Origin of the sequence: Bradyrhizobium sp. 179 (genome assembly GCF_023073535.1) — a bacterium.
Lineage (GTDB): Bacteria > Pseudomonadota > Alphaproteobacteria > Rhizobiales > Xanthobacteraceae > Bradyrhizobium.
Window position 1 is genome coordinate 132015 of sequence record NZ_JADPJR010000009.1, and the last position, 13736, is coordinate 145750.

15 protein-coding genes are annotated in these 13736 nt (G+C 64.7%); 2 read left to right on the forward strand and 13 right to left on the reverse strand.

The window, feature by feature from the left end:
• Positions 1–9: 9 nt before the first annotated feature.
• Positions 10–660 (reverse strand): protein-L-isoaspartate(D-aspartate) O-methyltransferase, encoded by a 651-nt coding sequence (locus IVB12_RS02450; RefSeq protein WP_247295271.1) that lies wholly within the window; start codon positions 658–660, stop codon positions 10–12.
• Between the two features lie 223 nt (positions 661–883).
• Here IVB12_RS02450 and IVB12_RS02455 point away from each other — a divergent pair, with 223 nt between their 5' ends.
• Entirely contained in the window at positions 884–1255 is a 372-nt protein-coding gene (locus IVB12_RS02455; RefSeq protein ID WP_008547195.1) for a response regulator, read from the forward strand.
• 3 nt (positions 1256–1258) lie between these two features.
• On the opposite strand, the gene surE is transcribed toward IVB12_RS02455, so the two are convergent.
• The 12 genes from surE to IVB12_RS02515 form a co-directional block, all read right to left on the reverse strand.
• Positions 1259–2026, reverse strand: a complete 768-nt coding sequence (gene surE, locus IVB12_RS02460; protein ID WP_247295273.1) for a 5'/3'-nucleotidase SurE — start codon at positions 2024–2026, stop codon at positions 1259–1261.
• Between the two features lie 106 nt (positions 2027–2132).
• Positions 2133–2495, reverse strand: a complete 363-nt coding sequence (locus IVB12_RS02465) for a hypothetical protein (RefSeq protein WP_247295275.1) — start codon at positions 2493–2495, stop codon at positions 2133–2135.
• A gap of 59 nt (positions 2496–2554) precedes the next feature.
• A complete protein-coding gene (gene serS, locus IVB12_RS02470) occupies positions 2555–3886 on the reverse strand; it encodes a serine--tRNA ligase (RefSeq protein WP_247295277.1) in 1332 nt (443 codons plus the stop codon).
• A gap of 137 nt (positions 3887–4023) precedes the next feature.
• Entirely contained in the window at positions 4024–4836 is an 813-nt protein-coding gene (gene tatC / locus IVB12_RS02475; protein ID WP_247295280.1) for a twin-arginine translocase subunit TatC, read from the reverse strand.
• Complete coding sequence (gene tatB, locus IVB12_RS02480) at positions 4833–5369, reverse strand: Sec-independent protein translocase protein TatB (RefSeq protein WP_247295284.1); 537 nt, start codon at positions 5367–5369, stop codon at positions 4833–4835. Before tatB ends, tatC begins: the two co-directional genes overlap by 4 nt.
• An 89-nt stretch (positions 5370–5458) precedes the next feature.
• The gene (locus IVB12_RS02485; RefSeq protein WP_247276014.1) at positions 5459–5695 is read right to left on the reverse strand and encodes a twin-arginine translocase TatA/TatE family subunit; all 237 of its coding nucleotides are present in this window, start codon (positions 5693–5695) and stop codon (positions 5459–5461) included.
• Between the two features lie 164 nt (positions 5696–5859).
• A complete protein-coding gene (scpB, locus tag IVB12_RS02490) occupies positions 5860–6612 on the reverse strand; it encodes an SMC-Scp complex subunit ScpB (protein WP_247295287.1) in 753 nt (250 codons plus the stop codon).
• Positions 6613–6633: 21 nt separating this feature from the next.
• Entirely contained in the window at positions 6634–7473 is an 840-nt protein-coding gene (locus IVB12_RS02495) for a ScpA family protein (protein WP_247276012.1), read from the reverse strand.
• A complete protein-coding gene (gene nagZ / locus IVB12_RS02500; protein ID WP_247295290.1) occupies positions 7470–8498 on the reverse strand; it encodes a beta-N-acetylhexosaminidase in 1029 nt (342 codons plus the stop codon). Before nagZ ends, IVB12_RS02495 begins: the two co-directional genes overlap by 4 nt.
• A gap of 46 nt (positions 8499–8544) precedes the next feature.
• Positions 8545–10134 carry an SPOR domain-containing protein gene (locus tag IVB12_RS02505; protein ID WP_247295292.1) on the reverse strand — a complete coding sequence of 530 codons (1590 nt, stop codon included), beginning with the start codon at positions 10132–10134 and terminating at the stop codon, positions 8545–8547.
• 140 nt (positions 10135–10274) lie between these two features.
• Positions 10275–12065, reverse strand: coding sequence for an arginine--tRNA ligase (argS, locus tag IVB12_RS02510; protein WP_247295294.1), 1791 nt, complete (start codon positions 12063–12065; stop codon positions 10275–10277).
• Positions 12066–12074: 9 nt separating this feature from the next.
• Complete coding sequence (locus IVB12_RS02515; protein WP_247295296.1) at positions 12075–13271, reverse strand: deoxyguanosinetriphosphate triphosphohydrolase; 1197 nt, start codon at positions 13269–13271, stop codon at positions 12075–12077.
• Between the two features lie 134 nt (positions 13272–13405).
• On the opposite strand from IVB12_RS02515, the gene erpA reads away from it, so the two are divergent.
• Complete coding sequence (erpA, locus tag IVB12_RS02520) at positions 13406–13735, forward strand: iron-sulfur cluster insertion protein ErpA (RefSeq protein ID WP_025036472.1); 330 nt, start codon at positions 13406–13408, stop codon at positions 13733–13735.
• Position 13736 lies beyond the last annotated feature (1 nt).

Consider the following 13736-nt stretch of genomic DNA (forward strand, 5'->3'; position numbering starts at 1 on the left):
TCCGGAGTTCTACAGCTCCCGCGCCACGCCAGGCAGCGCCGGTACGAAGCGGACCTCAACGAGTTCCTTGCGCTCGATCCCCGCCTCGGTCCGGCTGAGGCGAGTCAGCGTCTGCACCCCCTGATGCGGTCCGACCGGTGCGATCAGGATGCCTCCGACATCCAGCCGCTCGATCAGGTTCTCTGGAATTTGCTCCATCGCGGCGGTGACGATGATGCGGTCGAACGGGCCGATATTGGCCGGCAAATTGAGGCCGTCGCCCAGCATCACCTCGACATTGTGGCAGCCGAGCTCTTCGAGCCTGGTGCGTGCGGTGTCCGCGAGCTTGCGGTAGCGCTCGACCGTGAGTACCTGCCCTGCGAGCCGCGACAGCACGGCGGCCTGATAACCGGAGCCGGTGCCGATCTCGAGCACGCGGTGCCGCTTCTGGAGCTGGAGCTGTTCGGTCATGTAGGCGACGACGAAGGGCTGGCTGATGGTCTGCCCGCAGGCGATCGGCAGCGCACTGTCGCGATAGGCGCCGTCGCGGTCGGCGTCGTCGACGAACAGCTCGCGGAGCACCTCCTCCATAGTCCGCAGCACGGCTTGATTGCTGATGCCCCGGCGCCTCAGCGTGAGCTGAAACATCATCTTTTCCGGCGGAGGTTGATGGCTGGTCATCGTTGCCAGTGCTGTCTTGTCAGGCCCGTTCGGGCCAACCCGGGCGCGAGAATCTTGTTCCTTGGCCGGGAACTCATGCTACCATTCGGCTGGATATTTGATCGCGGATTGGCGTGCAACAACCAGTCGTGATCGCCATCTTCAGGCGCCCGTTCGTCAAAACGCGCATTGCGTCGATTCATGTTATCTGCGAACGTTTTTGGCAATGGGCAAGGACTCAATCATGACCGCGACGGGGCTTTCCGGCCGCTCTGTATTCCTCGTCGAGGACGAGGTGATGATCAGGATGATGGTTGCGGACATGCTCGAAGAGCTCGGCTACAAGGTCGCAGCCGAAGCCGGCGATATCACCGAGGCCATGCGGCTCGCCCAGGCGACCGAGTTCGACATCGCCATTCTCGACGTCAACGTCAACGGCAAGGTCATTTCTCCGGTTGCCGACGTGATCAAGGCGAAAGGCTGCCCGTTCATCTTCGCCACCGGCTACGGCTCCTCCGGCCTGCCCGAACAGTACCGCGATCGGCCGGCGCTCCAGAAGCCGTTCCAGCTCGACGCGCTCGGCAAGACCATCGAAGCCGCGCTTCGCGGCGGCTAGGCGCTACTTCAGCGTCGCGCTCAATTCTTCTGAAAACGCTTCGTTGGTGCGATCGAGCCTGAGCGGCGTGACCGAGACGTAGCGCTCGCGAAGTGCTGCGAGATCGGTGCCGTCTGCGGGCGTGTCCATCATCGCCGTGCGCTCGAAGCCGATCCAGAAATAGGGATTGCCGCGGCCGTCCCTGCGCTCGTCGATCCTGAGGAAGCCGAGATTGCGCTTGCCCTGACGCGTGACGCGGATGCCGAGCACATCCTCCGGCGCACACGACGGGAAGTTGACGTTGATCACCGTGTCCTTCGGAATGCCGGCGGCGATCACCTTGCGCAGGATGTCGGGCCCGAACTTGAGGGCGGTGTCCCACGGCGGCCGCTCGCGGGTTTCGACGCTGAATTCCTGCGACAGCGCGAATGAAGGCAGCCCCAGGATGGTGCCCTCCAGCGCGCCGGCGATGGTGCCGGAATAGACCACGTCCTCGGCGACGTTACGCCCCTTGTTGACGCCCGAGAGCACGACGTCCGGCAATTTTGGCCCGAGGATGTGGCGCGCGCCCATGATGACGCAGTCGGTCGGCGTGCCGCGCACGGCGAAGTGCCGCGGCCCGACCTCGCGCAGGCGCAGCGGATCGTTCAGCGACAGGGAATGCGATACGCCGGACTGGTCGAGCTCCGGTGCCACGACCCAGACGTCGTCCGACAAGGCGCGCGCGATCTCCTCCACGACCTTGAGCCCGGGGGCGTGGATGCCGTCGTCATTGGTGCAGAGAATACGCATGCGAAAGGTCGATTCCAGAAAGCGGGTCTGAGCCGTCTTATCCGGCTATGCCCAATCAGGCAAACCGGCCGGTTGGGCCCGGCGGCCAGGTTCCGGCTTCATTCTGCTACCGGCGGATGCGCCATTGCGGCAGAAAACGCGCCAGCCGGCCCTCGGTACGCAGCTGCATCGCCGGCACAACGGGGCTCACGGCGGGAGTCTCGATGACGCCGAGCGCCACCAGCTGCGCGACGAACGGCTCGGACGCCGGCGCCTGCGGGAAGCGTTCGCGCGCCACGGCCAGCGCCTTGTCGAAATCCGCAGTATTGACTCCAGGCTTGGCCCGCCGGCTACCCACGAGATCGTCGTCCCAGAGCCGCGCGATCTCGATGTCGAGCGCGCCGCGCAAGCGCTGATCGACGGCCTGGATGCCGGCACCCGTCACCGCCCATTGTCGGCCGACCCAGAAGATGTCGCGGTGCAAGGCCATGAAGGGTAGGTTCGCGTTGCGGGGCCGGCAGGATAGCCGGCCGGGCGATCTTCGCAACCCTAGTCGCGCGCGATCACCTTCAGCCCGCCCATATAGGGCTGGAGCACACTGGGAATCGCGATCGAGCCGTCCTCCTGCTGATAGGTCTCCATCACCGCGATCAGCGCGCGGCCGACCGCGGTGCCGGAGCCGTTCAGCGTGTGCACGAAGCGCGGCTTGCCGTCCGGCCCGCGCGAGCGCGCATCCATGCGCCGCGCCTGAAAGTCGCCGCAGACCGAGCAGCTCGAGATCTCGCGGAACATGCCGCCGTCGCCCTGCCCGGGCATCCAGACCTCGATGTCATAGGTTTTCTGCGACGAAAATCCCATATCTCCTGCGCAGAGCGTCATCACGCGATAATGCAGGTCGAGCTTCTGCAACACCTGCTCGGCGCAGGACAGCATCCGCTCCAGCTCGTCCTTGCTGGTCTCGGGCGTCGTGATCGAGACCAGCTCGACCTTGGTGAACTGATGCTGGCGGATCATGCCGCGGGTGTCGCGCCCGGCGGCGCCCGCCTCGGCGCGGAAGCACGGCGTGAGCGCGGTGAGGCGCATCGGTAATTGCTTTTCGTCGAGAATGGATTCGCGCGCGAGGTTGGTGAGCGACACTTCTGCGGTCGGGATCAGACCGAGGCGCTCGGTCTTCAGCCGCTCATGGTCGGGCGCAGCCAGCAGTTCGCCCTTGATCGCCCAGAACTGATCGTCCTCGAATTTCGGCAGCTGCCCGGTGCCGAACATCACCTCGTTGCGCACCAGAAGCGGCGGATTGATTTCGGTGTAGCCGTGCTCGGTGGTGTGCAGGTCGAGCATGAACTGGCCGATGGCGCGTTCGAGTCGCGCCAGCCCCTTCTTCAGCACGACGAAACGCGCCCCGGAGAGTTTTGCCGCCGCCTCGAAATCCATGTAGCCGAGCGCGGTGCCGAGATCGTCATGCAGCTTCGGGGCAAATGCGTAGTTGCGCTTGTTGCCGAATACGTGGTGCTGCACGTTGCCGCGCTCGTCGACACCGTCGGGCACGTCATCGAACGGAATGTTCGGAATCGCCGACAGCTCTTTCGTCAGCTCCTCGTCGGCAGCCTTGGCCGCGGCTTCGAGCTGCGGCATCGTCGTCTTGAGCTCGGCCACTTCAGCCATCAGCTTGGCAGCGCGCGCCTCGTCCTTGGCTTTCTTGGCATCGCCAATTTCTTTCGAGGCCGCGTTGCGTCGTGCCTGCGCCTGCTCCGACGCCAGGATCGCCGCGCGCCGCTTCTCGTCAATCGCGAGCAGCGAGGCCGACATCGGCTTCAGGCCGCGCCGTGCGAGGCCGGCGTCGAAGGCTTGCGGATTGTCGCGGATCGATTTGATGTCGTGCATGGCTGTCTTCCCGTCATGGCCGGTTTATCCCGGCCATCCACGTATCTGCAGCCTTAGATCAAGTCGTGGATGCCCGGGTCAAGCCCGGGCATGACGAATCATGGGCTAAGCGACGCTATGATAAAGCGAAAGTGCCCCTACTCCGCCGGCTTGGCCGGCGTCGACACGTCGGTGCCCGTGGCGGCCTGCGAGGCCGCCGCTTTCTTCTCCACCATCGCCACCGCGATGATCGAGCCCTCGTAGAGCGCCAGCAAGGGGATCGCCAGCGAGCACTGACTTAGCACGTCAGGCGGCGTCAGCACGGCCGCGATGACGAAGGCGATGACGATGAAATAGCGGCGCTTCTCGCGCAGCATCTTCGAGGTGACGATCCCGATCCGCCCGAGCAGCGTCAGGATCACCGGAAGCTGGAAGGCGATGCCGAAGGCGAAGATCAGCGACATCATCAGCGAGAGATATTCGCCGACTTTGGGCAAGAGCTGGATCTGCGCGGTCTCGTCGCTGCCGGCCTGCTGCATGCCGAGCGAGAAGCGGACCAGCATCGGCAGGACGACGAAATAGACCAGCGCTGCACCCAGCACGAAGAAAAACGGGGTTGCGACCAGATACGGCAGGAAGGCCTGCTTCTCGTGCTTGTAGAGACCGGGCGCCACGAACTTGTAGATCTGCGTCGCGACGATCGGGAACGAAATGAAGCCGGCGCCGAACAGCGCGAGCTTGAGCTGAGTGATGAAATATTCCAGCAGCGCCGTGTAGATGAATTTGGAATTCTCGGGGCCCGCGACCCACACGAACGGCCAGACCAGCACGTTGTAGATCTGCTTGGCGAAGAAGAAGCAGAAGATGAAGGCAACGCCGAATCCGAGCAGCGCCTTGATCAGCCGCGACCGCAGCTCGATCAGATGGTCCATCAAAGGGGCTTTGCTGGCCTCGATATCGGCGTCGGTCATGACGCTTTGACGTCCTTGATCGCCTCGGATGGCAAGGTGTCTTGCGCGACCTGGGCCTGCTTGACCTCACGGGTGATCGCAAGCGGCTCGTTCGCTGCTGCATGCGCCTCGGCTTCCATGAAGGTCGCGGGCGTCGGCGCTTCCGGTGTCGTTGGCGTTACCGGCGCTTCACTCGACGTCGCCGGCGCTTCACTTGAAGTCGCCGCCGGTTCGACGGCGCCACTGGCTGGCGTCTCGGCCGGCTTGTCGAGCGCATCGACGCGTAGCGCGTCGCTGACATCCTTCTGAAGCGAAGTCAGAGGATTGAAGCCGGTCGCGGCTTCCTTGACCTCGTCGAAACTCTTCTTGAGGTCGGCCATCTCGGCCTCGCGCATCGCTTCCTGGAACTGGCCCTGGAATTCGGCGGCCATCTTGCGGGCCTTGCCCATCCACTGCCCAACCATGCGCAGCACGCCCGGCAGCTCCTTCGGGCCGATGGCGATCAGGGCCACGACCCCGATGAGGACCAGTTCACTCCAGCCGATGTCGAACATGAGGTCTTCCGTTCACGCCAGCCGCAACCGGCCCAATCCATTGCGCGCAGGATCGGGGCCGCTACCCGCGTTCTCGCGTGCTCTCCGGCTCAGACGGCCTTGCTGCCGACGTCGGACCGTGCCGCGGTCGGTGCGGCATTGTTGTGCTCGATGGACTTGGCCGGCTCGGGCTTGTCGGCGGGCTTGTCGTCGTCCTGCATGCCCTTCTTGAACGCCTTGATGCCCTGCGCCACGTCGCCCATCAGATCCGAAATCTTACCGCGGCCGAACAGCAGCAGGACCACTGCGATCACCAAGATCCAGTGCCAAATGCTGAGTGAACCCATCCTGCAACCCTCCAACGCGCATGTGCCGGGGACCCGGCCGATCTTTACCGAAACCTAGGCTTGGCGGGTGTCAAAAACAAGGACCAAGGCAGCGCCAATTCGCTGTCGGCGCTACGTAAATTTGCTAGTGTTAACCCGTCGCAGGGCCCGTACACGGACGGGCATCACTCCTGGCCGCCAGCTTGGCTGCCACCCTCATCGCCGCTTTCCGGCGTCTCCGGCTCGACCGCGGGCGCCAGCGCCAGATCGAGGTGCTCGCCCGGTTCCAACGGATCCTCGTCCTCACGCAGCGTCGGGTCGTCCGACGGCGTCGGCACGCTGAATCCGGTCGGCAGGCGCGAATCCAGCAGGCCAGTGCCCTTGAGCTCTTCGAGGCCCGGCAGGTCGCCGAGCTGTTCCAAAGTAAACTGCGACAGGAACTCCTCGGTGGTGCCGAAGGTCAGCGGGCGACCGGGCGTCTTGCGCCGGCCGCGCGGCTTGATCCAGCCGGTCTCCAGCAGCACATCCAACGTGCCCTTCGAGGTGACGACGCCGCGGATCTCCTCGATCTCGGCGCGCGTCACCGGCTGGTGATAGGCGATGATCGCCAGCACCTCGATCGCCGCACGCGACAGACGCCGGGTCTCGGTGCTCTCCCGCGTCATCAGCCAGGCGAGATCGCCGGCGGTGCGGAAGGTCCATTTGTTGGCGACGCGTACGAGGTTCACGCCACGCGACGCATAGTCGGCCTGCAGCTGCTCAAGCGCGGCCTTGACGTCCACACCGTCTGGCATCCGCTTGGCCAGCGTCGCGGTATCCAGCGGTTCACTCGAGGCAAACAGGAGCGCTTCCAGCAGCCGCAATTCCTCCGGCCGTGCCTGGGATTCGTTCTCCATCGGCTCGGCCTCTTCTACCCGCGCTTCAGCCAGGCTTGCCATGGCAGATCCTCCTTCTTGCACTTAACCGACCGGCGCATCGGGCGCAGGAGCTGCGTCCGGAACCGGTTTAGGACGCCCCTTCCGGAAATAGATGGGCGCAAACGCCTCTTTCTGGTTCAGCTCGAGCTGACCTTCGCGCACCAGTTCGAGCGCGGCGGCGAAGCTCGAAGCGAACACCGTCGCGCGCTGCGTCGGATCGGCGACATGCCGGATCAGGAAGTCGTCGAGAACGCCCCAATCATCCTGTTCGCTGATGCTGCCGACCAGCCGTTCCAGCGTGGCGCGCGCTTCGGCGAGCGACCACACCGTACGCTTGGCCAGATGCACGCTCGCCAGCACGCGCGATTGGCGCTGCGCGGCATAGGCGGTGAGCAGGTCGTACAGCGTCGCCGTGTATTTCGGATGCTTGATCTCGGCGATGTGCTCGGGCTCGCCGCGCGGAAAGATGTCGCGCTGCAATTGCGGCCTGTTCATCAGCCGATTGGCGGCTTCGCGAATGGCTTCCAGCCGGCGCAGGCGGTTGGCGAGCGCAGTCGCCATCTGCTCCGCGCTCGGGCCTTCCGCACTCGGCGGCTCCGGCAGCAGCAGGCGCGACTTTAGGAAGGCGAGCCAGGCCGCCATCACGAGATAGTCAGCAGCGAGCTCCAGCCGGATTTTCCGCGCAGCCTCGATGAAGTGGAGGTACTGGTCGGCCAGCGCCAGAATCGAAATCTTGGCGAGGTCGACCTTCTGCTGCCGCGCCAGTGCGAGCAACAGGTCGAGCGGGCCCTCATAACCTTCGACGTCCACGACCAACGCCGGCTCACCCTCGGCAAGCTCTGCGGGCCGCCCGGTTTCGAAGGATAGGATTTCTGCGGTCATGCGGATGCCGTGTTTGCCCGTGCGATCAATGCGTCCAGTTCTGCGCGTGCGGCCGCCCGGTCCAGCGGCTGCGGCGGCTTGCGTGCGGCGAGCGCGGCTTTCGCCCGCTCCAGTGCTCTGCCGGACAGTTCGGGTGTCTGGCGGGCGACGTCGCGCATCTCCTCGATGTTGCCGTTGCAATGCAGGGCCACGTCGCAGCCAGCCGCGAAGATGGCGCGGGTCCGCTCGGCGATATTCCCCGACAGCGCGTTCATCGACACGTCATCACTCATTAACAAACCCTGGAACCCGATTGTGCCGCGAATCACGTCAGCAATCATTGTCGCAGATGTCGTCGCCGGTTGGGCGGCGTCGATCGCGCTAAACACAACATGTGCAGTCATGGCCATCGGCAGGTCCGACAGCGGCTTGAACGCGGCGAAATCGGAACGTTCCAGCTCGTCCCGCGGCGTGTCGACCGTCGGCAGCTTGAAATGGGTGTCGGCAGTGGCGCGGCCATGACCGGGAATGTGCTTGAGAACCGGCAGCACGCCGCCCTGCTCCAGCCCCTCGGTGACCGCGCGCGCAATCGCGGCAACCTTGCCCGGCTCCGTGCCATAAGCCCGGTTGCCGATAACGGCATCCGCACCCGGCACCGGCACGTCAGCGAGCGGCAGGCAATCCACGGTAATGTCGAGATCGGCGAGATCGGCCGCGATCAGGCGGGCGCTCAGGCGCGCCGCAGTGAGCCCGAGCGCCGAATCAGTGTCGTACAGATTCGCGAATACGGCTCCCGGCGGATAGAGCGGCCAGTGCGGCGGCCCTAGCCGCTGCACCCGTCCGCCCTCCTGATCGATCAGGACGGGCGCGTCGGCAGCACCCGCCACCGCCCGCAATTCCGCAACCAATGCAGCAACTTGAGCCGGTGTCGCGATATTGCGCTTGAAGAGGATGAAGCCCCATGGACGTTCGGCACGGATAAACTCCCGCTCGGCGGCGGTCAGTTCCGTTCCGGTTACGCCGGTAATGAAGGCCCGCGTGCTCATAACGGCCGATTAACCTTGCCCCGCGAGGGGGTCAAGGAAACGGCCGTTAATTCCTCTGGACGAAGCAGGCGGACAGGCCTGCGGACTTGAGGCTGTTGCATGCCTGCGTCGCCTCCTCGGCCGAGCCATAGGGACCGGCGAAGGCGCGGTAGACGATGCCTTTGCCCTTGTCGGTGAGATCGACGCGCTTGATCACCGGCGAACGGGACCCGAGCACACTGCCGTACTTGCTCTGAAGCACCCGATAGGACGCGGCGGCGCTGTCCTCGCTCTGCTGCGAGGAGACCTGCACGATGTAGCCGCCACCGCTGCTGGCGGGCGCAATTTGCGTCGGGTTGGTCGCAGCCATCCGCTGCGGAGGCTCGGCGGTCGGTCCCGCTTGCGGCGCGAGCGACAAAGGCTGGTTGGCGCTGGCATTGGCCGACGTCGGCGGATTGCGCGCCGCGATTGGCGCAGGCGGCGCGGCAACAGGTTTTGGCGCACTTGCCGGCTTGGCTGCTGCAGCCGATTGCGGCGTAGCGCTATCGGTCTGATCACCCTTCACAACCACCGTCCTGATCGAGCGCGGCGAATTGTTCGGCAGCGTGCCGTTGCTCGGGGCCGCCCCCGCGCTCGGCGGCGGCACCATCGACGGCGACACGCTCGCCACCGACGGAGGATTCGCATTCTGGTTCAGCGGCGGGAACACCACGCGGGGACCAGCCGCTCGGGCGTTGACGTCGACAGGCGCTTCCTCCCGCGGCACGATCTTCTCGGTGCCGTCACCGCTCACCATGCGATCCGGCACCTTGGCGGAGGAGTCCGTCGGCGCCGGCACGATCTTGGTCGGTGTGTTGTCGGCCTTGATGATCGGCGGCTCGCCGCTGCGGGGCGAGCCCGCATAGGTCTTGTAGGCGAAGGCAGCACCAGTGCCGACCACGGCAAGCGCTAGGATCGCCGCGACTGTCATCATGCCGCCGCGCTGCTTCTTCGGCTCGTCAAGTTCGGCCTCAGGATAGTCGCTCTGGTAGGCGTAAGGATCGTCGGGGTAGGCCGGATCGCGCTGGTAGTCCTGCTCGCCTGTCTCGAGCCGGCCATAGAGCGCATCATCATAGCGCGACGGATCGGGCTGCGCGTACGGCTCCTGATAGGCCTGATCCTGATAGGCCCGATCCTGATAAGCCTGAGCGTGCTGCTGGTGGGCCTGATCCTGATAGGCTTGAGCTTGATAAGCGTGATCCTGAGGGGCGTGCGATTGATGAAAGTTCGGCTCAGGCGCAGCTGCAGTCGGCTGGGCCGAATAGCGATGCAGCGGATGAACCGGGTTTACGGAGACGGAATAGTCAGGCTCCGGCGCGGGTGTCGGCTGCGGCTGTACATTGGCGCGCCGCATCCATGAGGGCGGCCCGGGCGGCGGCGAGGCCTGCTCGGCATAATCCTGGCGATCATCGTCCTGGCGATAATCGTCTTCTCGATAACTCTGGGCGGGCGCTGCCGTCGGGCGTGCGGTCGGCGGCGACTGCGCTGCGAACGGATCGGTCTGTCCGATCAGACGGGCGAGCTCGGCCAAGGGATCATTTTCCGCCTTCCCATGCTGCTCGCTACCGCGACCATAGTGATCGGAGGGAAACGGTCTGTCCTGATATCGTTCGGCCATCGTGATGATGCGTCCCTTCGGGAAAGCCGCGCACCCCTCGACCAAGGCACGGCTTTCGACCCACAAGGCTTTTAACCAAGTCTAAGCGATCCGGCTTCTGCCGGTTACCCCCGAATTCCTCTTAAGTAGTTCGCCCCAAACTACCGCATCTCATCCGGGGCATGGACGCCGAGGATGGCGAGGCCCGATGCCAGGACTGAGACGACGCCCTGGACCATGGCCAGCCGCGCCTTCGTAAGATCTGCATCATTATTGATAATGAAGCGTAAATAGGGCAAATCGCGCCCCTTCGTCCAAAGTGCATGAAATTCGCTGGCTAAATCATAGAGATAAAAGGCAATTCGGTGCGGTTCGTGGGCCGCGGCGGCAGCTTCCAGCATCCGCGGAAAAATTGCGAGGCGCTTGAGAAGATCGAGTTCGACCGGGTCCGACAATCGTTCCACGGCCGACTCACTGAGCCAAGCGATCCGCGCGCCGGTATCCTCCGGCAGTTCCGGGAATACCTCAGCCCGCGCATTGCGGAAGATCGAATGGCCGCGGGCGTGACCGTACTGGACGTAGAACACCGGGTTGTCGCGCGACTGTTCCATGACCTTGGCGAGATCGAAGTCGAGCACGGCATCGTTCTTGCGGTAGAGCATCATGAAACGGACGGCATCCTGGCCGACCTCATCTACCACCTCACGCAAGGTGACGAAGTCTCCGCTCCGCTTCGACATTTTCACCGGCTCGCCGCTGCGCAGCAACTTCACGAGTTGCACGATCTTGACATCGAGCGCGCCCTTGCCGGAGGTCGTCGCCTTTACCGCCGCCTGCATCCGTTTGATGTAGCCGCCATGGTCGGCGCCCCAGACGTCGATCATCTCTGCAAAACCACGGTCGAACTTGTTCTTGTGGTAGGCGATGTCGGAGGCGAAGTAGGTGTAGGAATTGTCCGACTTGATCAGCGGCCGATCGACGTCGTCGCCGTAGGCAGTCGCCTTGAACAGCAACTGCTCGCGGTCTTCCCAATCCTCGACCGGCGCGCCCTTCGGCGGCGGCAGCCGTCCCTCGTAGATGTCGCCCTTGGCGCGCAGGAAATCGATGGTTTTGGCAACCTGGTTGTTGCCGTTCTCGATCAGCGAGCGCTCCGAGAAGAACACGTCGTGGCGGATGTTGAGCGCGGCGAGATCGTCCTTGATCTCCTCCATCATCATCGCGATCGCCTTGGCGCGCACCGTCGGCAGCCACTCGGCCTCGCTCATTCCGCGGAGCTTATCGCCATGCTCCTTCGCCAGCGCCGCGCCGACCGGCTTCAGATAGTCACCGGGATAGAGTCCTTCCGGAATCGCGCCGATGTCCTCACCGAGCGCCTCGCGATATCGCAGGAACGCGGAGCGTGCGAGCACGTCGACCTGGGCGCCGGCGTCGTTGATGTAATATTCGCGCGTGACGTCGTGGCCTGCGAACTGAAGCAGGCTCGCCAGGGCGTCACCGAACACGGCGCCGCGGCAATGGCCGACATGCATCGGTCCGGTCGGATTGGCCGAGACATATTCGACGTTGACCTTGGAGCCGCCGCGGACGCGGCCGTAATCGGCGCCCTCGCGCAGCACCGTGCGCAGCGCCTCGGCCCAGGCGGCAGGCTTCAGCGTCAGGTTGATGAAACCAGGGCCAGCGACGTCGGCCTTGGCGATCAGCGCATCGGCGCGCAGCCGCTCGGCGATCTGCTCGGCGAGATCGCGCGGCTTTGCCTTTGCCTCTTTCGCCAGCACCATCGCGGCGTTGGTCGCCATGTCGCCGTGGGAGGCATCGCGGGGCGGCTCAACCACCACGCGCGAGAAATCGATGCCCTCAGGCCAGTTGGCGTCCACGGCCAGCGTACGGCAGGCGGCGTGCACGCGCGCGAGCACGTCGGCGAACAGGTGCAGGGATGAGGACGCGTCGGGCATGGCCGCCGCCTAACGCAAATCCGGGGTCGAGTCAAAGAGCCGCTGGTGCTCGGTCAGGGCGAAACGGTCGGTCATTCCGGCAATGAAATTGCCGATCCGGCGGGCGCGGTCGCCCTCATTGTCTGCCTCCGCCCCCAACAGCCATTCCGGCGGCAGCTCGGCCGGCACCTTCAGGTACCTTGCAAACAGGTCGAACAGGATCTGCTCCGCCTCCGCCATCACCCGCATCACCCGCTTGTGGCGGTACATGTGCTGGTAGAGGAAGGCCTTGATGGCGGCCTCCTCCTCGGCGACCTCGGCGGGGAACGCGATCAGCGCCCGGCTCTGCTGGCGCACGTCCTGCGCCGATTGCGGCTTGACCGCCACAAGGTTCTTCTGCGCCTCGGCGAACACCGCACCGATCAGGTGCGAGATCAGTTCGCGCACCAGCTCGGCGCCGCGCCTGACATCTTCGAGATCGGGATAATGCGCCGAGGTCTCGGCGATGATCTCCGCCGTCAGCGGCATCAGCTTGAGATCGTCGAGCTGGAACAGGCCGGCTCGCAGACCGTCATCGATGTCGTGAGCGTCATAGGCAATGTCGTCGGCGATCGCGGCGACCTGCGCCTCGAGCGAGGCGAAGCTCCATAATTCGAGATCATGCGTCTTGATATAGTCGGCGATGCCGACGGGAACGCCGTGCTCGCGATAGCGTCCAATTGGCGCGCCGCTGCGATCGGTCAACGGGCCGTTGTGCTTGACGATGCCCTCCAGTGCTTCCCAGGTCAGGTTCAGCCCATCGAACTCGGGATAGCGGTGCTCCAGCGCAGCGACGACGCGGAGCGTCTGGGCGTTGTGATCGAAGCCGCCAAACTCCTTCAGGCAGGCGTCCAGCGCCCGCTCGCCGGCATGGCCGAACGGCGGATGGCCAAGATCATGGGCAAGCGCCAGGGTTTCGGTGAGATCCTCGTCCAGCCCGAGCTGCCGGGCCAGCGCACGGGCGATCTGGGCCACCTCGAGCGAATGGGTCAGCCGGGTGCGGTAGTGGTCGCCCTCGTGGAACACGAACACCTGGGTCTTGTACTTCAGGCGTCGGAACGCGGTGGAATGGATCACGCGGTCGCAATCGCGTCGGAACGGGCTGCGGGTCCGGCTCGGGGGCTCCGCGACCAGCCGGCCGCGGCTGCGCTCGGGGTCGCAAGCAAAGGGCGCGCGGGGGGCAGCCATTCCGACGGACACGGCGAATTTAGTCCCTATCCATTTGATTCTGCGTATGGTGGCACTTAACTATGTCGGGCGTGGGATACCAAATGAATTGGGCAATGAACTTGGTATGACCGTGGGACTATTGGAGACGAACGATGACGACTGCCGTGACCATCAGCGACCGGGCCGCACGCCGGATTGGGGAAATCCTCAAGGGCGAAGGGTCAGGCGCGATGCTGCGCATCTCCGTCGAGGGCGGCGGCTGCTCGGGTTTCCAGTACAAGTTCGACATCGACCGTGCCCGCACCGATGACGATCTCGTGATCGAGCAGGACAATGCCGTGGTGCTGGTCGATTCGGCCTCGCAGCCGTTCCTGGCGGGATCGCAGGTCGATTTCGTCGACGATCTGATCGGCGCCTCGTTCCGAGTCAACAATCCGAACGCGACTGCCTCGTGCGGCTGCGGCACCAGCTTCTCGATCTGAG

Excerpts from the sequence above, each read along its gene's own strand:
- IVB12_RS02450 (WP_247295271.1), bottom strand. The coding sequence starts at position 660 with ATGACCAGCCATCAACCTCCGCCGGAAAAGATGATGTTTCAGCTCACG.
- IVB12_RS02455 (WP_008547195.1), top strand. The coding sequence starts at position 884 with ATGACCGCGACGGGGCTTTCCGGCCGCTCTGTATTCCTCGTCGAGGAC.
- surE (WP_247295273.1), bottom strand. The coding sequence starts at position 2,026 with ATGCGTATTCTCTGCACCAATGACGACGGCATCCACGCCCCCGGGCTC.
- IVB12_RS02465 (WP_247295275.1), bottom strand. The coding sequence starts at position 2,495 with ATGGCCTTGCACCGCGACATCTTCTGGGTCGGCCGACAATGGGCGGTG.
- serS (WP_247295277.1), bottom strand. The coding sequence starts at position 3,886 with ATGCACGACATCAAATCGATCCGCGACAATCCGCAAGCCTTCGACGCC.
- tatC (WP_247295280.1), bottom strand. The coding sequence starts at position 4,836 with ATGACCGACGCCGATATCGAGGCCAGCAAAGCCCCTTTGATGGACCAT.
- tatB (WP_247295284.1), bottom strand. The coding sequence starts at position 5,369 with ATGTTCGACATCGGCTGGAGTGAACTGGTCCTCATCGGGGTCGTGGCC.
- IVB12_RS02485 (WP_247276014.1), bottom strand. The coding sequence starts at position 5,695 with ATGGGTTCACTCAGCATTTGGCACTGGATCTTGGTGATCGCAGTGGTC.
- scpB (WP_247295287.1), bottom strand. The coding sequence starts at position 6,612 with ATGGCAAGCCTGGCTGAAGCGCGGGTAGAAGAGGCCGAGCCGATGGAG.
- IVB12_RS02495 (WP_247276012.1), bottom strand. The coding sequence starts at position 7,473 with ATGACCGCAGAAATCCTATCCTTCGAAACCGGGCGGCCCGCAGAGCTT.
- nagZ (WP_247295290.1), bottom strand. The coding sequence starts at position 8,498 with ATGAGCACGCGGGCCTTCATTACCGGCGTAACCGGAACGGAACTGACC.
- IVB12_RS02505 (WP_247295292.1), bottom strand. The coding sequence starts at position 10,134 with ATGGCCGAACGATATCAGGACAGACCGTTTCCCTCCGATCACTATGGT.
- argS (WP_247295294.1), bottom strand. The coding sequence starts at position 12,065 with ATGCCCGACGCGTCCTCATCCCTGCACCTGTTCGCCGACGTGCTCGCG.
- IVB12_RS02515 (WP_247295296.1), bottom strand. The coding sequence starts at position 13,271 with ATGGCTGCCCCCCGCGCGCCCTTTGCTTGCGACCCCGAGCGCAGCCGC.
- erpA (WP_025036472.1), top strand. The coding sequence starts at position 13,406 with ATGACGACTGCCGTGACCATCAGCGACCGGGCCGCACGCCGGATTGGG.